Origin of the sequence: Eubacterium sp. 1001713B170207_170306_E7 (assembly GCF_015547515.1) — a bacterium.
Taxonomy (GTDB): Bacteria; Bacillota; Clostridia; order Eubacteriales; family Eubacteriaceae; genus Eubacterium.
Genome location: NZ_JADMVE010000007.1, coordinates 109,402 through 128,128 on the forward strand (window position 1 = coordinate 109,402; position 18,727 = coordinate 128,128).

14 protein-coding genes and 2 tRNA genes are annotated in these 18,727 nt (G+C 55.8%); 9 read left to right on the forward strand and 7 right to left on the reverse strand.

Going from position 1 to position 18,727, the window contains the following annotated elements; genetic code table 11:
* Positions 1–10: 10 nt before the first annotated feature.
* From purB to I2B62_RS16585, 9 genes are all read left to right on the forward strand, one after another.
* The gene (gene purB, locus I2B62_RS16545; protein ID WP_195270149.1) at positions 11–1,444 is read left to right on the forward strand and encodes an adenylosuccinate lyase; all 1,434 of its coding nucleotides are present in this window, start codon (positions 11–13) and stop codon (positions 1,442–1,444) included.
* 151 nt (positions 1,445–1,595) lie between these two features.
* Positions 1,596–1,672 (forward strand) — tRNA-Lys (locus I2B62_RS16550).
* Positions 1,673–1,733: 61 nt separating this feature from the next.
* A tRNA-Trp gene (locus I2B62_RS16555) sits at positions 1,734–1,809 on the forward strand.
* A 195-nt stretch (positions 1,810–2,004) separates the two neighbouring features.
* Entirely contained in the window at positions 2,005–3,588 is a 1,584-nt protein-coding gene (locus tag I2B62_RS16560) for an ABC transporter substrate-binding protein (protein WP_195270150.1), read from the forward strand.
* Positions 3,589–3,695: 107 nt separating this feature from the next.
* Positions 3,696–4,628, forward strand: coding sequence for an ABC transporter permease (locus tag I2B62_RS16565; RefSeq protein WP_195270151.1), 933 nt, complete (start codon positions 3,696–3,698; stop codon positions 4,626–4,628).
* The gene (locus I2B62_RS16570; protein WP_195270152.1) at positions 4,628–5,545 is read left to right on the forward strand and encodes an ABC transporter permease; all 918 of its coding nucleotides are present in this window, start codon (positions 4,628–4,630) and stop codon (positions 5,543–5,545) included. Before I2B62_RS16565 ends, I2B62_RS16570 begins: the two co-directional genes overlap by 1 nt.
* Before the next feature lie 23 nt (positions 5,546–5,568).
* Positions 5,569–6,546 (forward strand): ABC transporter ATP-binding protein, encoded by a 978-nt coding sequence (locus tag I2B62_RS16575; protein ID WP_195270153.1) that lies wholly within the window; start codon positions 5,569–5,571, stop codon positions 6,544–6,546.
* Positions 6,546–7,523: a dipeptide ABC transporter ATP-binding protein gene (locus I2B62_RS16580; protein WP_195270154.1), complete on the forward strand. Its 978-nt coding sequence runs from the start codon at positions 6,546–6,548 to the stop codon at positions 7,521–7,523. The genes I2B62_RS16575 and I2B62_RS16580 overlap by 1 nt, the downstream gene beginning before the upstream one ends.
* A 93-nt stretch (positions 7,524–7,616) precedes the next feature.
* Entirely contained in the window at positions 7,617–8,681 is a 1,065-nt protein-coding gene (locus I2B62_RS16585; protein ID WP_195270155.1) for a dipeptide epimerase, read from the forward strand.
* A gap of 214 nt (positions 8,682–8,895) precedes the next feature.
* Here the strand turns inward: I2B62_RS16585 and I2B62_RS16590 are convergent, their stop codons facing one another.
* From I2B62_RS16590 to I2B62_RS16620, 7 genes are all read right to left on the reverse strand, one after another.
* Positions 8,896–11,241, reverse strand: a complete 2,346-nt coding sequence (locus I2B62_RS16590) for an FtsX-like permease family protein (protein ID WP_195270156.1) — start codon at positions 11,239–11,241, stop codon at positions 8,896–8,898.
* Positions 11,238–11,921 carry an ABC transporter ATP-binding protein gene (locus I2B62_RS16595; protein ID WP_195270157.1) on the reverse strand — a complete coding sequence of 228 codons (684 nt, stop codon included), beginning with the start codon at positions 11,919–11,921 and terminating at the stop codon, positions 11,238–11,240. The genes I2B62_RS16590 and I2B62_RS16595 overlap by 4 nt, the downstream gene beginning before the upstream one ends.
* Before the next feature lie 69 nt (positions 11,922–11,990).
* Complete coding sequence (locus I2B62_RS16600) at positions 11,991–13,238, reverse strand: HAMP domain-containing sensor histidine kinase (protein ID WP_195270158.1); 1,248 nt, start codon at positions 13,236–13,238, stop codon at positions 11,991–11,993.
* Positions 13,235–13,936, reverse strand: a complete 702-nt coding sequence (locus I2B62_RS16605; protein WP_195270159.1) for a response regulator transcription factor — start codon at positions 13,934–13,936, stop codon at positions 13,235–13,237. The genes I2B62_RS16600 and I2B62_RS16605 overlap by 4 nt, the downstream gene beginning before the upstream one ends.
* Positions 13,937–13,999: 63 nt before the next feature.
* A complete protein-coding gene (locus tag I2B62_RS16610; protein ID WP_195270160.1) occupies positions 14,000–15,892 on the reverse strand; it encodes an ATP-binding protein in 1,893 nt (630 codons plus the stop codon).
* Positions 15,889–17,829 carry a hypothetical protein gene (locus I2B62_RS16615; RefSeq protein ID WP_195270161.1) on the reverse strand — a complete coding sequence of 647 codons (1,941 nt, stop codon included), beginning with the start codon at positions 17,827–17,829 and terminating at the stop codon, positions 15,889–15,891. The genes I2B62_RS16610 and I2B62_RS16615 overlap by 4 nt, the downstream gene beginning before the upstream one ends.
* Complete coding sequence (locus I2B62_RS16620; RefSeq protein WP_195270162.1) at positions 17,820–18,548, reverse strand: LytTR family DNA-binding domain-containing protein; 729 nt, start codon at positions 18,546–18,548, stop codon at positions 17,820–17,822. The genes I2B62_RS16615 and I2B62_RS16620 overlap by 10 nt, the downstream gene beginning before the upstream one ends.
* Between the last annotated feature and the right edge of the window lie 179 nt (positions 18,549–18,727).

Below are 18,727 nucleotides of genomic sequence, written 5' to 3' on the forward strand. Positions count from 1 at the left end.
GAGTAACAAGATGAAAGAATTTTACGAGAGTCCACTGATTGAGCGCTATGCGTCCAAGGAAGTCTGCCGGATCTTTTCTGCCGATAACAAGTTTTCAACCTGGCGCAAGCTGTGGGTTGCCCTGGCAGAAGCTGAACAGGAGCTGGGACTGCCCATCACCGATGAACAGATCGAGGAGCTGAAATCCAAGATTTATGATATTGACTACGAGACAGCGGCCAGAGAAGAAAAAATCCTGCGCCATGACGTGATGGCCCATGTGCACACCTATGGGGAGCAATGCCCCAAAGCCAAGGGCATTATCCATCTGGGGGCTACCAGCGCCTATGTGGGAGATAACACCGACATCATCACCTACACCGAGGGGCTCGTGCACATCCGCAAATGCCTGCTGAACCTCATCAATGCCTTAAGCCGGTTCGCGCTGGAATACAAGGACCTGCCGACCCTGGGCTTTACCCATTTCCAGCCCGCGCAGCTGACCACCGTGGGCAAGCGCGCCAGCCTCTGGATTCAGGACCTGATGATCGACCTGGAGGATCTGGACCATCTCATCAGCATTGTGCGCCTGCGCGGCGCCAAGGGCACCACCGGCACCCAGGCCAGCTTTATGGACCTGTTTGAAAATGATCAGGAAAAGGTCAAGCAGATCGATAAGCTGGTGGCTGAAAAAATGGGCTTTAAGGCGACCTACGCCGTCACCGGACAGACCTATCCGCGTAAATTTGACAGCCAGGTTCTGGCAGTGCTCAGCGGTATTGCCCAGAGTCTGAGTAAATTTGCCACAGATATCCGCCTGCTGCAGCACCTGAAGGAAGTGGAGGAGCCCTTTGAGAAAACACAGATCGGCTCCTCGGCCATGGCCTACAAGAGAAACCCCATGCGCTCCGAACGTATCTGCTCGCTGGCCCGCTATATCATCGTCGATTCGCTGAATCCGGCCATCACAGCCGCGACCCAGTGGTTTGAAAGAACCCTGGACGATTCGGCCAACAAGCGTATTTCCGTGCCGGAGGCCTTTCTGGCTGCGGATTCCATCATCGCCATCGCCATCAATATTTCTGAGAACCTGGTGGTTTATCCAAAGGTGATCCATCAGCACATCATGAATGAGCTGCCTTTCATGGCGACTGAGAATATCATCATGGAGGGCGTGAAAAACGGCGGCGACCGTCAGGATCTGCACGAAAAAATACGGGTCCTCTCCATGGAAGCCGGCGCGACCGTCAAGGTGGAAGGGAAGCCCAATGACCTGATCGAGCGTATTGTGGCGGACGGCACCTTTGGCATCAAGGCGGAGGACATCGAAAGCATTCTTGACCCCGCCCTTTATATCGGACGCGCGCCGCAGCAGGTGGTGGACTTTATTGAGGAAGAGGTACAGCCTGTGCTGGACGCCAATAAGGATCTGCTGGATATGACTGAAATTGATTTGAAGGTGTGAGGTTACGGATCAGAGCTGCCGTTTCAGGCAGCTCTTTTTTAACGCAGATTGTCCCGCGTAAAAAAAATAAAAAAATTTGAAAAAAGTACTTGCATTCCGGCATCGATATGGCTATAATATACGAGTACCTTAAATCTGAGGTCACGCAAATGGGCCATTAGCTCAGTTGGCTAGAGCACCTGACTCTTAATCAGGGTGTCCAGGGTTCGAGTCCCTGATGGCCCACCATTTGATTTTAATACGCAGATAACAACGGTCGCTTTTGCTTTTGCAAAAGCCATTTTACTGTAGGGGTATAGCTCAGTTGGTAGAGCAGTGGTCTCCAAAACCACGTGCCGAGGGTTCAAATCCTTCTGCCCCTGCCAAATTTAATCATGAACTCTAAAATTGGCTAAGACAGCCAGGTTTTAGAGTTTTTTTATATTCAGCTTTAGCCGGGAAAATTGACGTAACAGATTTTTTATATTATAATAACCAACGGTTTGTAGCTTTTTTTAATCAAGTTTTAAGAATGCTGCTTATCCATATACTCAAAATAAAAAAAGAGAGAGGACAAAGAAATGAAGAGTGTAAAAAAACTTTTTGCTCTGCTGCTTGTAGCCGTACTTGCCATCGGCGTTGCAGGCTGTGGAACTGGTGGAAGTTCTTCTGGGGGAACATCTTCAGACGGTAAGGTCCGTGTAGCAATGCAGGATCCTAATGTGCCGATTGATATGCAGAAACAGACGAACAGCTATTTGATGATGGTTGCTGATCAGGTTACAGAACCTCTGATCAACCTTGATAACGATGGTCAGTTATCACCATTGCTGATCAAGGAGATGCCTAAGATTTCCGACGATGGTTTAACCTATTCTTTTGAACTGAAGGATAATGTTAAATTCCACAACGGAGATACTGTAAAAACATCAGACGTCAAGTATTCCTTTGAACGTTTGCTGACAAAGGGCGTTATGGGGGCTATGATTGACCAGGTACAGGGCGCTCAGAACTTAATCGAGGGCACTGCTACTTCTCTGGAAGGCTTCAAAATCATTGATGATCAGAAGTTTGAGCTGGTATTGGAACAGCCATACAGCCCATTCCCATCTGCTCTGGCGACACCATACGTTTGCATTTTCCCACAGAAAGCCTGTGAAGAAGCCGGTGAAGACTGGGGTAGAACCGTACTTTATGGTACAGGCCCATACAAACTGGACAGCTACACAGCAGGACAGGGAATCGAAGTTTCAAAATTTGATGAATATCATGGCGAAGCCGCTAAAAACGCTGGCGTTTCCTTCAAATTCATCGAAGATATGAACACTCAGGTTATGGAATTCCAGAAGGGCAATGTTGATGTTTTACAGTTAGATGCGACTTTATACCCACAGTACAAAGACAACGCAGACATCAAGGACTCTATTCACTCCTTCAATCCAGTCGGTCTTGTTTATATGGCTCCAAACATGGATAAGATCACCGAGCCTAAGGTAAGAGAAGCATTAAGCTATGCAATTGATCGAGAAGATATTTGCAATAACTTAATGAATGGAACAGCTACACCAGCTAAGACCTTTATTCCAGAAGGATTAATTGGTTATGACGATTCTGTTCCTGCTTATGAATATAATCCTCAAAAAGCGAAACAGTTATTGGCTGAAGCCGGTTATCCGGATGGCTATACAGTAGACCTTCCGGTCTCCACCAAATACTCTTTCCTCGTTAAAGTTGCAACTGCCGTACAGGATCAGGCCAGAGAAGCCGGATTCACAATTAACGTACAGCAGATGGATGGTGCAGCTTATTCCGATATGGCTAAGAGTGCAAATGTGCCGCTGTCTACAAGCAACTGGTATGTTGACTATATTGATCCTGATGGCATGATCTATCAGAGATTCTCAAGCACAACAACCATGAACAACTCCAGCAGCCGCTATAACAATCCTGAATTCAATGCCTTGATTGATGAAGCAAGACAGATCACCGATGAAGCAAAACGTCAGGAATTATACAGCAAAGCTGACAACATCTTAACTCGCCAGGATTACGGTGCAATTCCACTGTTCAACGAAACCAAATACTACTTACAGAATTCTGCGATTAAGAACTTTGAAGTAACGGATATGTTCCGTTTCCACTTCAGCACAGCAGAATTATCCTAAGAAATATTAAGGGTTATTTATAAGTTTAAAAACACGGTAGGACAATGCTTAAGGTTTTGTTCTACCGTGTATTTTAAATGGTTATAAATTAAAAGGAGGAAAACAGTTTGGGTAAATATATCCTAAAAAGACTTGGGCAGACACTGCTGGTGCTTTTCGCCATCAGTATCATTGTCTTCTTACTGATGAATGTGCTGCCCGGCGATCCTGTTGCGTTGATGCTTGAAAAACGTGCAGACCCTGCGACGATGGAACAGGTGCGACACTCGCTTGGATTGGACAAACCGTTGATTCAGCAATATTGGGATTTTCTCGTTGGAATTTTCCATGGTGATCTAGGAACATCCTACTTCACAAAAGAGCCGGTAATGGAAACATTAACCCGTAGCTTTTTCATTACGCTTCAGCTGGCAGCATGTTCTTTTGTGTTTGCCGTAATCATTGGGGTGACTTGTGGAATGCTGGCTGCTATCTACAGAGGTAAAGCACTGGATTCAACATTAATGACACTCTCTATCGTAGGTATTTCCGCACCATCTTTCTGGGTTGCCATTATTCTACAGATTATCTTCGGTTTACAGCTTGATTTACTGCCGATTTCCGGGTTCTCATCGCCCATTTATTTTATCCTGCCGAGTATCGCCATGGGGACGCGGTACGCCGCATCCATTGCCCGTATCACGCGTACGAGCATGCTGGACGTTATCGGACAGGACTACATCCGTACTGCGCGGGCGAAGGGCGTCAAGGAAAGCGTCGTGATGTGGAAGCATGCCTTCAAGAACGCGTTGATTCCGATTGTGACCCTGCTGGGGACACAGCTTGGCTACATGCTTGGCGGTTCAATGCTCATTGAAAAAGTATTCACAATTCCAGGCATTGGTAATGTTCTGGTTACGAGCCTTAACAACCGTGACCTTCCGCTTCTGCGTGGCGCCATGCTTTACGTGGCGGTTGCCTTTGTACTGGTAAACCTTCTGGTCGATATTTCTTACGCATTCATTGACCCAAGAATTCGAGTTACGGAGGGTAAAAAATAATGAAGACACCAAATCTTGGATATAAACGAAACAACTACGCTGAGGAGAAGACCGAACAGGGAATCGTCGTCCAGTCAAAAAGCTACTGGAAGGACAGCTTTAACCGCCTGAAGAAAAATAAGGTCGCCATGGTTTGTATGGGGATCATTGTTCTTCTGGCGCTTGTGGCGATTCTGGCTCCGCTCATCTCTCCCTATGATCCAAATCAGCAGAATTTGGCCATTGCCCTTCAATCGCCATCCGGCGCGCACCCTTTCGGGACCGATGAATACGGACGTGATATTTTATCCCGTGTTTTTTACGGTACCCGCGTATCCCTTTCAGCCGGGATCGTCGCACAGATCATCGCGACATTTCTGGGTGTTACCCTTGGCTCGCTCGCAGGCTACTATGGCGGCAAGGTGGATACGGTTATTTCCAGAATCATGGAAATCTTCGCAGCCTTCCCGGACCTGCTGCTTGCGATGGCAATTATGTTCGCTCTTGGTACCGGCCTCACCAGCCTGTTCATCGCACTTGCGGTGGTCAACTGGGTACAGACGGCCAGAATGGTCCGCGGGCAGGTTATGCAGCTCAAGGAAAAGGAATTCGTTGAGGCCTGTATTGCCAGCGGCGGCAGCGGCTTCCGTATCATCATGAAGCACATGATTCCAAACTGCATTTCAACCATTATTGTATTGATAACCCTTGGTATTCCGAGCGCGATCCTGACCGAGGCGTCCTTAAGCTTCCTCGGTATTGGTATCCAGCCGCCAGATCCCAGCTGGGGCTCCATGATCAGCTACGCCCAGCCTTATATTAACAGCGACCCGCTGTACAGTATATTCCCGGGGATTGCCATTGTTATCACGGTTATTTCCTTTAACATGTTCGGTGACGGCCTCAGAGACGCCCTTGATCCGAAGTTGAAGAATTAAGATCGGAAAGCGGTGATTACGACATGAAATTATTAGAAGTAAAAGACCTCAAGACCTATTTCTACACCGATGAAGGTGTCGTTAAATCTGTTGATGGTGTTAGTTTTTCCGTAGATAAAGGCGAAACACTCGGGGTTGTAGGGGAGTCTGGCTGTGGTAAAAGTATCACGTCGATGTCGATTATGCAGCTGATTGGAAAGCCGGGGAAGATTGTCAACGGCGAAATTGATTTTAAAGGTGAAAACCTGCTGAATAAAGATAAGGAAGAAATGCGGAAAATCCGCGGCAAGGAAATTGCCATGATTTTCCAGGAACCCATGACCTCTTTGAACCCGGTTTATACCGTTGGACAGCAGATTACTGAAGCGATTCTGATCCATGAGGATATGACCAAAGAGCAGGCCCGGGAACGCGCAATTCAGATGCTGGATCTCGTTAAGATCCCAGATGCCGAAAAGCGTCTTAATTCCTACCCCCATGAGTTTTCAGGCGGGATGCGCCAGCGTGTTATGATCGCCATGGCCCTGTCCTGTGACCCTGAGTTTTTGATCTGTGACGAACCGACAACCGCTCTGGATGTTACCATCCAGGCCCAGATTCTGAATCTGATCAACGAGCTCAAGGAAAAAACCGGCACCGCAGTCATGATGATTACCCATGACCTTGGGGTTATCTCTGAGGTGGCCGATAACGTTATGGTTATGTACGCGGGCCAGGTGGTTGAGTACACCGATGTGGACACCGTGTTTGAAAAGCCTCTGCACCCTTATACCCAGGGCCTGATCAGCTGTATTCCTAAGCTGGGCGGCCAGGAAGAAAAGCTTTCGACCATCAAGGGCATGGTGCCGAGCTTTAACGATATGCCGGAGGGCTGCCTGTTCTGCCCGCGATGCGAGTACGCAAAGGATATTTGCCGCAGGGAGCGTCCGGAGCTTGTCGACCTTGACGGCCACCAGGTGCGCTGCTTTAAATATACCGATGGATGGGAGGAAGAAAACTAATGGCAGAAGAAAAAAACAATGTGTTGCTGGAAGTTAAAGACCTGAAAAAGTGGTTTCCCATCAAAGGCGGTTTCGGCAAGGAAAAGTCATTTGTCAAGGCGGTGGACGGCGTCAGCTTTACCCTTAACCGCAGTGAAACCCTCGGTATCGTAGGGGAGTCCGGCTGTGGTAAATCCACCATGGGCCGTTCGGTTCTCCGTCTGATCGAGCCGACGGAGGGCCAGATCATCTACGAGGGTGAGGACATCATGACCCTGGACCGCAAGGCTCTGCGCACAAAGCGCAAGGAGTTCCAGATGATGTTCCAGGATCCTTACGCTTCGCTGAACCCGAGAATGACCGTCGGTGAAATCATCGGCGAGCCTCTGGAGATTCAGACCGATATGAACAGCAAGGAGCGCGAGGCAAAGGTCCTTGAAATCATGGACCTGGTTGGGCTTAATACTCAGTATATCCGGCGCTACCCCCACGAGTTCTCAGGCGGACAGCGCCAGAGAATCGGTATTGCCCGGGCAATTATTTTACAGCCAAAGCTTTTGGTATGTGATGAGCCCGTATCGGCCCTCGACGTTTCCATCCAGGCCCAGATCATCAATCTGATGGAGGACCTGCAGCACCATATGGGAATCGCGTTTATGTTTATTTCCCACGATCTGAGCGTTGTGCGCCATATCTCAGATAAGGTTGCGGTCATGTACCTCGGCCATATTGTCGAGTATGCGGAAAAGGACGAGCTCTACAACAACCCGTCCCATCCTTACACCATCGCGCTGTTGTCGGTTATCCCGACGGTTGAGAAAACCCAGAGGGAGAAGATCATTCTTCAGGGTGACCTGCCCAGCCCGGCCAACCCGCCGAGCGGCTGCTGCTTCCATACCCGCTGCTACAAAGCGCAGCAGATCTGTAAGGAATGCACCCCTGAGCTTAAGGATTTGGGCAACGGCCATATGTGCGCCTGCCACTTCCCGGGAAAATAGACCATTTACGATGAAGTTTGACAAAAGCCTGGAAATCCAGGCTTTTGCGCTGTATACAGGAACTTTAGCAGAATAAAGGGAGAAAGTATCTAAATGAAAATTACGAAAATCAACACAAAACGTGTCAAGATTCCTTTGGTTGAACCGTTTCATATCTCACTGGGCGTTATCACCCACGCGGAGCAGATTCTGGTGGAAATTGAAACCGATGAAGGCCTGGTGGGGATCGGCGAAGGCTCTGCCGCTGTTCTGATCAGCGGTGAAACCCTGGAAAGCATTGAAGCCGGTATCCGCATCATGGAAAAGGATATTATCGGCTGCGATCCGATGGACATTGAAAAAATCTACTGGATCATGGACCGTGCCATTGCCCACTGTCCTTCGGCTAAAACCGCCATTGACCTCGCCTGCTATGATCTGATCGGTAAAATCACAAAAATGCCGTTATACAAGGTTTTAGGGGGAAATTCCAATACCTTTGAAACAGACATGACGGTTGGGATCAACGATCCGGCTTATATGGCTGAAAAGGCGAGAACCCATGTGGCCGAAGGCTTTGACACCATCAAAACAAAGGTCGGCACCACGGTGGAGGCTGACGTGGCCCGCGTTAAGGCCATCCGCGACGCGGTGGGTCCGGACGTCAAAATCCGTCTGGACGCCAACCAGGGCTGGACGCCAAAGGAAGCCATCTCTGTGATCAACAAGCTGGCCGACTACGACATCGAGCTCATCGAGCAGCCTGTACCTTACCATGACTTTGACGGTCTGGCATTCGTCACCGCCCATTCTCCGATTCCGATTATGAGTGATGAGAGCGTCTTTAATTCCAAGGATGCCATGCGCGCCATCAAAATGCACGCCGTTGACCTGATCAACATCAAGCTCATGAAGTGCGGCGGTATCCGCGAAGCGCTCAAGATCAACGCCATCGCAGAAGCGGCCGGCGTTGAGTGCATGCTGGGCTGTATGGCGGAAGAAAGCAACATTGGCGTGACCGCTGCCGCCAGCCTGGGCGCTGCCATGAAAAACATCACAAGAGCGGATCTGGACGCACACCTGACCCTGACCGACGTGGCCGTAAAGGGCGGCGTTATCATGGAAAACGGCAAGACCATGATCCTGCCTGAAAAACCAGGCCTGGGTCTGGAAAGATAGGAAGAAAATTAAAGAATAAACGAAAAAACAGCCGCCAGCTGCTCTTTGCAGTCTGGCGGCTGTTTTTTAAATGGAAAATTGAGAATGGAAAATGGAGAATTACGAAACAAAATGCTATGCATTTTGATTGGACGCGGCCTGCGGCCGCAATCTCAACCGCTTTTGCGCTGATAAAAGGGTTCGTAAATTCTCAATTCTGTATTCTCCATTATTTCTATTCCGCGTTGACGACATCCACGATGTCCATACGGCGGATTTTTTGGGTTGGGCCGATGATGGACAAAAGGGTCGTGGCCAGGGCTAAGCCGATGATGATGGCCAGAGGCAGCCAGGGCAGGGCCCAGGCGTCGCCCCAGCGGGCGGTGATCATCTGGCCGTAGAGAAAGGCGTGCAGGGGCAGGCCCAGAACTGTGCCGGCCGCGCAGCCTGCCAGAGCGTAGGCGGCAGACTCGGAGGCGACCATCCGCACCAGCTGCCGGCCGGACATACCCACCGCGCGCATGACGCCGTACTGGCCCATGCGGCTGGAGACGCTGATGTTCATGCTGTTGATGATATTGAACACGGTGATCAGGGCAATGATGAACAGAAAGCCGTAAACAAAGGTGGACATGGTGTAAAAGGCGGAGCGGGCCTCCTGATTGCTCTGCCTGGAATCGGCCACGGCGATGTCATAGCCCGGGGTACCGCTGTGGGTCTTTTCGGCGGACTGGACCAGGGCGTTGACCGCGTCGATGGTGCTGCTGCCCGCGGCGTCGCCGACCTGCAGGTCGATGACTGTATAGCCCTGGCGGCCCACGAGATGGTCAAAGGCAGCCTCGGAGCTGATGAGGATTTCGCCGCTGTCCCCGGCGTTAAAGGGCAGGGAGGAGAGCACCCCGCCCACGGTGACGGTTCTGGAGCCGCCGGGCAGTGCCAGGGTGATGGTGTCGCCGGTGGTCCAGCCCTGGCCGTTGTCATAGCTGACCAGCACCGTATCCGGCTTTTCGCGGATCGTGTCAAGGCTGCCGTCTACCAGAGTGGCCCCAGCCCAGTCAAGCTGCTGATCCTCGTAGGAGATCAGGCTGAGGTCCGGGCCGCCCTCCTGGGGCAGCGGGGCGTACTTCCGGCCAAAAACCCGCTCGACGCCCGGAACGGCGGCCAGCTGGGCAACCAGCTCATCGGGCAGATAAAGGCCTTCCTGCTCCAGCGCCACGGTGATGTCCGGCGTGCTTGGCTTGAGGGGGCGCATGGCATGGGACATAAAGTCGATGAATACCGTGAAGGACAGAAAGAGGATAATGCTGATGGCAAAGGAGGCAGCCATGAGGGCCATATTTTTCCGGTTTCCAAAGGCGTGGCTGGCGCCCATGGCCAGCTCCACGGGCAGGCGGCTGGTCCGGGCCGCCCTGTGCACCCTGGGCCGGCTGCTTTCCAGATTGCCGGTAACCGCGTTCAGGGGAGAAACCCCTGACGCTTTTTTACAGGGGGACATGGCCGCCAGGAATACGGTCAGGAAGCCGACGACAACGCCGGCGGCCAGGCCGATGGGGCTGAGCTGAAACAGGGGCAGGCCGCCGTAAAAGGTCGGGTTGAAATGCCCCACCACCGCGCAGCAGATCCAGATAATGACCGTGCCGGCAAGCAGCCCCAGAGGGATGCCCCGCAGGCTGAAGCCAAGGCTTTCGCGGCGCACGTACCGGCGCACCTGCTTTTTCGACGCGCCCAGGCAGCGCAGCAGGCCAAAGAACCGGGTCCGCTCCAGAACGCTGATGTTAAAGCTGCTGGAAATCATGATGGTGCCTGCGGTCAGCACGAGCAGGAAAAGCACCAGCGCGATGCCGTAAAGGGAATAGGCGTAGGGATCGCCGCTGACGCCGTAAAGCCCCAGGAGACGCTGGTTTTCCTGTATCTGGTCCGGGGACAGGCCGTAGGTGGCCTGAATATCCGCGATGCCGGGACGGATGTCAAGGGGGCTTTTGAACTGGACATAACAGGCGGACTGGGTATCCCGGCCCGAAAGGGCCTGGATGCCGGCTTCGTTGAAAAAGGCAGCGTGGCGGTCTTTTGATTTGAGGGCGGAAAAATCATTGAAGACGCCGCTGATGGTGAAGGTGACCGGCGGGCCGCCCACCGCCTCAGTGGTGATTGTGTCGCCGATGGACAGGCCCAGCTGCTCCAGGGCCTGACGGTCGATGAGGGCCTCGCCCGGCTGCATTGGAAAGCTTCCTTCGTTTACCGTGAGGCCCATCTCCTGTGCGAGGGCTTCGCTGCTGCCCTGGAGCAGAAGTTCTTTGCCGTCCAGGGCTGTGCTGGCAGCGGCGGTGAGCTGGCCGGAAACGGCCACGTCGGGCCGGAGGCTGATCATCTGGCCGGCGGCTGCGTCCAGGTCTTTAAGGATCACATGAAAATTGCCGACCTCCCGGATGGCCCGGTCCACCTCGGCCCGGATAGCCATGTCGGCCATGCCGAAGATGGCTGTGACCAGGCAGACCGCAATGGTGATACAGAGCACGGTGATCCGGTTTTTCTTCCGGTGCGCCCTTGCGTACTGGGGGATGAGATCGAGATAGCTTTTCATTGCCGGGCACCTCCCAGATCGGTGAGTATGCCGTCGGAGACCTGGAGCACCCGGTCGGCCTGCTGGGCGATGGCCGGGTTGTGGGTGATCATGAGAATGGTCTGACGGTAGCGGCGTGAGGTCGATTTGAGCAGGGAGATGACCTCGCGGCTGTTTTTGCTGTCCAGGTTGCCGGTGGGCTCATCGGCCAGAATGAGCATGGGGCGGGTGATGAGGGCCCGGCCGATGGCCACGCGCTGCTGCTGTCCGCCGGAGAGCTGCCGGGGCAGATGGCTCCGGCGGTCCTTCAGCCCGAGTACGGTCAGCAGCTCCTCCACATAGGCCTGATCGGGCTTCTGGTAGTCGAGCAAAAGGGGGAAGATGATGTTCTGCTCCACATTGAGCTCGGGGATCAGGTTGTAGGACTGGAAGATAAAGCCAATGCTGCGTCTTCGGAAAACGGTGAGCTGCTCCTCCTTCATGGAGAAGATATCCTTGCCGTCGATGAGGATCTGCCCCTGTGTGGGGGTGTCCAGCGCGCCGAGGGTGTTGAACAGCGTGGTCTTTCCGGAGCCGGATTCGCCCACCACGGCCACGAATTCGCCTTTGGCGATGTTAAAGGAGACGTTTTTCAGGGCTTCGACCCGGGCGTTGCCGTCTCCGTAGGTTTTGGTCAGTTTTTTTACTGTAAGCAGGTTCATACTGTTTACCACCTTTCTTGATCTGCTGTCAGGATAACACGGTGAGCTTACGGGCAGGTGTCGGCAAGCTTACAATTCTGTCATCTTCAAAAAAGTCATGGTAAACAGAGCGCCCTGTCCGGGGCGGCTCTCCACCGAGAGCGTGCCGCTGTGGGCCTCGGTAACGGCCCGGGCCAGCGGGAGCCCCAGCCCGGCGCCCTGGGTATCCTGGGAGAAGCGGCTGCGGTAAAAGCGCTTGAAGATATGGTGGATATCCTCGGGGGCAATGCCGCTGCCGTCATCCTGTACCGTGATGCGGGTGAGGGCCGGGCTGGTATCCCAGCTAACTGTGATACAGCCGCCGGCGCGGGTGTGGTCGAGGGCGTTTTTGATCAGGTTGCTGACGGCCTCGGTGAGCCAGTCGGGGTCGTAAAGAAGCCTCAGGGACGGGTCTCCGGAAAAGCGCAGGGCTTTCTGCTCGCGCCGGGCCCTGGTCTCAAAGCTGAGGCGCAGGGCGTCCATCATGGTTTGGACGGGCAGCAGGTCTGGCTTCAGGGTGATGGCGCCCGCGTCCAGACGGGTGATCTTCAGCAGGTTCTGGATCAGGGTTTCCATGCGGTCCAGAGAGGCGGCGGCCTTGCCGGTAAAGCGGGCCAGCACAGCCGGGTCCGTTCCGTCTGCCTGCAGGATCTCGTTGTACATTCTCAGGGCGGCCAGAGGTGTTTTCAGCTGATGGGAAATGTCGGAAAGGGTGTCCTTGAGGAAGGCCTTTGCCTTTTTCTCGGTATCGAGGTGGGCGGTGAGGGAGGTGGCAAGGCTGTTGATGTCCCCAAAGAGACGGTACAGGCTGCCCTCGGCGCTGTCCTCCAGCCGGGCTTCGGTGCAGCCGCCCATAAAGCGCTTAAGCTGGCAGCCGGCCCGGGTGATGGTGCGCTGCTGGGCCTGGAAGTACAGCCCGCTGAGCGCTGCGGCGCAGAGGGTGAAAAGCAGGCCGTAGGCCAGCAGCGTGAGCATGCCGCTGTGCCGGAAGGCAGACAGAAAAGGCAGGTAGGCGGACGGGGTGTCCGGCGTATAGCCGGCCTGGGCCAGCAGGGCGGCCCCGGCCTCCCCCTCTCCCGCGCTGAGGTCCTGGGTAAAGACCGCGGCCACCTCGGCGGCGGGCAGTCCCTTGTCGAGCAGGGCGCCGGCCAGCTCAGTATCCCGGCTGTACAGGGCGCTCCGGGTGCTGCCAAAGAGGGAAAAGGCCATGAGCTGCCCCACGAGCAGCAGCAACCCGGCCGCGGCACCGAGGGCCAGATAAAAACGCCGGATGTCCCGGTTGCTGAGAATGGCGCTCATGCTCCGGCCTCCGGACCCGCTGCCTGCCATTTATAGCCCATGCCGCGCACGGTGACCAGCAGGCTGGGACGGTTGGGATCGTCCTCGATCTTGCTGCGCAGGCGTCTTATATAGACGGAGAGGGTGTTGTCGTCCACAAAATCACCGGAGCTGTCCCAAAGGCGCTCGAGAATGGTGCTCCGGCTCAGCACCAGGCCGGGGTTCTGTAAAAACAGCACCAGCAGGCGCTGCTCGGCGGCGGTGAGCTCCAGGGGACGGCCGTTTTTGGCCGCGCTGCCCCGCAGCAGGTCCACGGCAATGCCCCGGCTCTCAAGGGTGGTGGACTGAAGGCTTCTGGCCCGGCGCAGCAGAGCCTTTATCCGGGAGACCAGCTCGCCCAGATTAAAGGGCTTGGTGATGTAGTCGTCGCCGCCGATGTCCAGGCCCATGACCACGTTGACCTCCTCGTCGGAAGCGGTCAGGAATATGATGGGCACCTCGGAGCGGCGGCGGACGCTGCGGCAGATGTCAAAGCCGGTGCCGTCGGGCAGGGTGAGGTCCAGCAGCAGCAGATCAAAGGACTCCTGGCCGAAAAGGGCCAGGGCCTCCTGCACGGTCCGGGCAATGCGGATGGCAAAGCCGTTTTTGACCAGGGTATATTCGAGCCCGTCAATGAGGCTTGTGTCGTCTTCAACTAAAAGGATACGGTTCTGGATCATAATAAACCTCCTGTGCATAATAAATTTATTATAGCACAGGAGGTCAAATGGATTGCTGAAAAATCAGGAAAGGGGCACGCCGGAGTGAAGAATGACCGACAGGGTAAAGACACTATCCTGAACCTCATAACGCAGGGTGCCCTGGTATTTTTCGGCGATGGCGGCCATGCTGGTCAGGCCGATGCCGCAGTGGCGGCCGCCCTTGGAGGAGTGTCCCGGCGGGGGCACGGCGCCGGGACGGCACCGGTTGGTCAGGATAATGACCAGATAGCGGCTGTTTCTTATGGAGATGCTCAGGTCCAGGAAAGGCTCTCGGGTATCCCGGCAGGCATCCACGGCGTTTTCCAGGGCGTTGCCCAGGAGCACGCAGAGGTCGGTGTCGGAAAAGGGCACGGTCTGGGGCAGCACCGCGCGGCAGGCAGCCGGCCAGCCCAGGGCCTTTGCCGTATCCAGGTAGTGGGCGATGATGAGGCTGGCGCTGCGGTGGGCGCAGTACACAGAGGAGGGACCCTGCGGAATGGAACCAGAGCAGGCGTCGAGGTAGTCCCGAAGCCCCTCGTAATCGCTGCAGTCCAGGCAGTGCCGCATGAGACGGTAATGCTGGCGCAGGTCGTGGCGGAGGCGGGCAGTGGCCTCAATGCTCTCCTTGAGCTCCGAATAGCGGTTTTCCTCCAGCCGCAGCTGGAGCTGAGTATAATGGTTCTGGGTCCTCAGCCGGTAAACCTCAAGGAAGGCGTGGGCGCTCTGAGCAAGGAGGATAGCTGCCAGAATCAGGATAAAGATAAACACAGCGGCCTCCACCATCCAGCCGCCCACAATGGGCTCGTACAGCGGGTAGAGGCGGTCGCAGACCAGGGCGGCGGCAAAGACCGCCAGGCCGCAGCCCAGAGCAGTCTGCTGCCAGCCGGGTTCCGGGTTTCCGGTAAGGAGCGCTGCCGCGAGGTACAAGACCACGCCCCATTTATAAAAGTCGATGAGCAGGCTGAAGCCCGTCAGGGTTTTCAGGGTTCCCGCGCTACCCCACAGGGGAAAGAGCACAACAGCCAGGCAGATGAGCCCAGCAGCGGCCAGAGCCGGCGCCTGTTTTTTAAGGGACAGCCCGCACAGTTGCCCACAGACCAGCAGAAGCAGCAGGAACTGCAGGTAGCCGCACAGATGCTCCAGGCTGTACCAGAATTCGCCGCCTGGGGCCAGCATATGGACAAGGGGGTAGCCCGAGGCCCCGATAAACGCCAGACAGAGCAGGCCATAGGGAACCAGGGTGGAAAAGGCCCTTGTTTTCAGCCCGAGCACCAGGTAGAAAACACCGGCCAGCAGGGCGGTGCAGCCGGCAAAAAGAGTGGCGGCCAGCCGCTTGAGCCACAGCAGGTTCAGGGCGTTCGCGGTGCCCAGGGCAGGCGGATAGGTCAGGCCGCTGTAAAAATGGTGGTCGTCGGAAACAGCCAGCAGCAGCTCAATTTTTTCAGTGCCCCGGGGCAGGGACACCATCCGGACAGCGGCGCCGTCATCCCCGGATTCGGCCGAGAGGACGCCGTTTATATAAAGCGCATAGGAGCCGTAGACCTCCGGCACCTCAAGAAACAGGGCGGTTCCGGCCAGGGCGCTGTCCAGAAGCAGGGTCTGCCGGTAGGTGGCACTGCCGTGGGGCTCCTCGGCGCCCAGATCAAAACCCTGAGCCTGGCCGATGGTGATGAGGGCATTGGGCAGCGGCTTGTCCTGGGAAAGACGCTCAGGGGTCAGGTACTGGTATTGGTAAAACTCCCAGCCTCTGGCGAGAAAAACAGCCTGGCTGTCCGACAGGTCCGGGGCCGTCAGGCGTGTGACGCCGCCGGTGGTACCGGGGCCTGGGGCGGTATATTTGTTGTTGAAGGTCGCGCTGGCGGTAAAGAGGCCAAAGGCCAGCGCCGCCGCTGCCAGAACAGGCAGCAGGAATGAATGCAGGGCGTGTTTTTTCAAGATGCACTCCTTTTTTTGGACCGCCGGTGCAGCAGGACGAGAACAGCGGCGGCAAGAGCCAGCAGTGCCACGGTGGTCAGCTCTCCGGCCAGGCCGGGCTCCGCCGGGGCCGGGGGGGCTGACGGTTCTGTCCAGGTGGAGCTCAGGGTATAAATGCCGGGTGCGGTGACCAGAAGCTCAAGCTGGCTGGTCTTTTCATCATAGGATACAATGCTGGCGGCGGCGCCGTCCCCGGTTTTGAAGCTGAGCTGGTCCGGGGTCTCGTTTTCCCGCAGGCGGCAGTTGATCCGCACCCGCAGGGGTGCTGCTGAAAAGGCTGCGGCTTCGGTTCCGTTTTTGATGAACGCGATCTGGTAGCGTCCGCCGCCGAGGGGCGTGCAGTAAACGGTCAGGGTGTCGTTTTCCCCGGAAACCGCTGCCGTCAGAGCCTGTGAAGACACAGAGGCCTGGATACCACTGCCGAAAAAGGTCAGGGTTTCCGGATTGGCGGCGGCCAGGTCAAGGAGCTGGCTGTGGCTGTAGGTTACAGGCGGGTCTGCAGCCTCGGACACCGTGTCCGGCGGGCTGTCCGGCAGGGCAGGGGTGGGCGTGACCACGTTGTCTCCCCGGTCGGAAAAGTCGCGGTCGCCGTTGAAATCATCAATCCGGAGCTCGCCGTCCGGGGACAGGTAAAGCTCCAGAATATTGGAGACACCGGAGATATCCGGGCTTTCGGCTTCCATTTTTAAGAGGTAGGTCTGTCCGGGCTCAAAGTAATTTTTGAACTGGAGCGACAGGTGGTTGTAGGTGATAAAGCTGTCGGCCGTATCATCGCCGGGGGGCGTGTAATGCCAGCTCTTTCCCAGGTCCTGGCTGATGTAGAGGGCTTCGTGGTGGTCGTGGGCGTAGAGGGTTTCAAAATAACCGATCGCGTATACGCCGGAGGAGGAGTACCGGTACATGGGCATGAGGTATGGCCTGGCGGGGTCGACCAGCTGTACGTCGAGTACGGGCTGAAAGCCCTCCAGCAGCTGCGCGAAATCCCCGGGCAGGTCCAGGCTGCCGGAGACGCTGTACCGGCCCGGAACGCCGGGCAGGGCATGGGTGTCCGGTGTCCAGTACAGGGGAAGGCAGCGTTCCGGCAGACCGCCGGCCGGGCCAAAGACCAGGTTGATACGCCGGGGCAGGGGCGCTTTGTCCAGAATACTCCGGTGGTAGAGATAACCGCCGGACCCGGTGGAAATGGAGAGCCCGTGGCGGCTGGCCGGGATCACAACAGCGTTTTCAGGCGCTGGCTGGCAGCGGGAAGCGTCCACAACAGCGTCCGGGCCGGAGCGCAGCGAGGCCGAGCCGCTGCCGTCAGCCTCGAGAATGGAAAAGAGGATGTCAGCGCTTCCCCGGGTGGCGTCGACACAGGCGGCGTTATCGCCCTCGGCGCTGATCCGTGCATAGCTGAAGCTCAGGGTGCCGTCCAGCACCTCGATGGCCGTGGCTCCGGCTCCGGCCGCCCGGACGGTTCCGGCGTAGGAGACGAAGCCCTGGTCCCAGCGCGTGCGGACAGCCACTGTGCCGTCCCCTTGGACGCTGACCGCGGCGCCATCGTCCAGGGAAAGCTGGGAGACGGCCTCGGTGTCAAAGAGCGCGTTTCCGGGCAGGGGAGCCCCCTCAACCGTGACCGGGCCGGCCAGGCCGAGGTAGGACCGGTGGTTCAGGTGAATGCGGTAGGGCCCGGCGTCAATGGTGACGGGCGCCCCGGCCTGAACGCTCTGGTAGCCGTTCCATTCGATATCGGCCTCCAGGCGCAGACTGCCGCCGGTATCCTGATGGCTCTCGAGCCATTGGGACAGCGCTTCGGCCGTGGCCACTGCGTCCGGCGCAGGAGACTGGGCCTGCGCCCGGCAAAGGGGCGGGCAGACAAAAATGAGCAGGAGGAGCAGGAGTCCGGTTTTCAGCCGCATGGGAACAACCTGCCTGTCCGGATCAGAAAATCGTTGAAGGTCTGCCGGACGGTCTTTTTACGGCGGCGGCTCACAGCTACCCGCTCGCCGTTTACCAGAAGCACGGAATCGCCCTCGATCTCCACAATGGCGCGCATGTTGACAAGGTGGGAACGGGATACCCGGACAAAGGTGTCCGGAGGCAGCCGCTGCTCAAAGGCAGACAGGGCCAGGTAGGTTTTCATGACCGTGCTGTTGGTATGGATCATCAGGTGGTTGCCGAAAATCTCGGCGAACAGGATACGCGCCGCCCGGATGAGGGTGGTGCCTTGGTCGTTGATCAGCGAGATGGGAACCATCTTCGGAGCGGCGTCAAAATCGCACCGGGTGAGGGCTTCAATCAGATGCTGGTAGCAGACGGGCTTGAGCAGGTAATCCAGCGCCCCGGCCCGGTAGCCGTCGAGGGCGTAATCGCTGCTGACCGTTGTAAAAATAAGCTGGCATTGGGGCTCTCTCTGCCGGATATGGTGGGCCAGATCAATGCCGCTCATGCCGGGCAGTATCATGTCCAGAAAAATCACAGCGTATTTTCCAGGCTCATAGGCCTCGAGAAAGGCCTCGGCGGTTTCAAAGCCCATGATGTCGTACTCCAGGTCATAATCATACAGGAAGCGTTGGATGAGTTTCTTCAGGGCATAAAAATCCTGTTTTAAATCATCACATACAGCAATTTGATTCATAAGCAATCCTCCCCAATCATTTGTATTCTACTCAATATTATAACACAAATTGGTTGGAATTTAAGCTCTCAGGATAAGGCGGTGCGACCATTTACATCATAAATACGACCGTTCGTCATACCGGCAGCTGAAAAAGCAGATGGGTTGCGGGTGTTCAGCGCCACCAGTATTTAAACGGT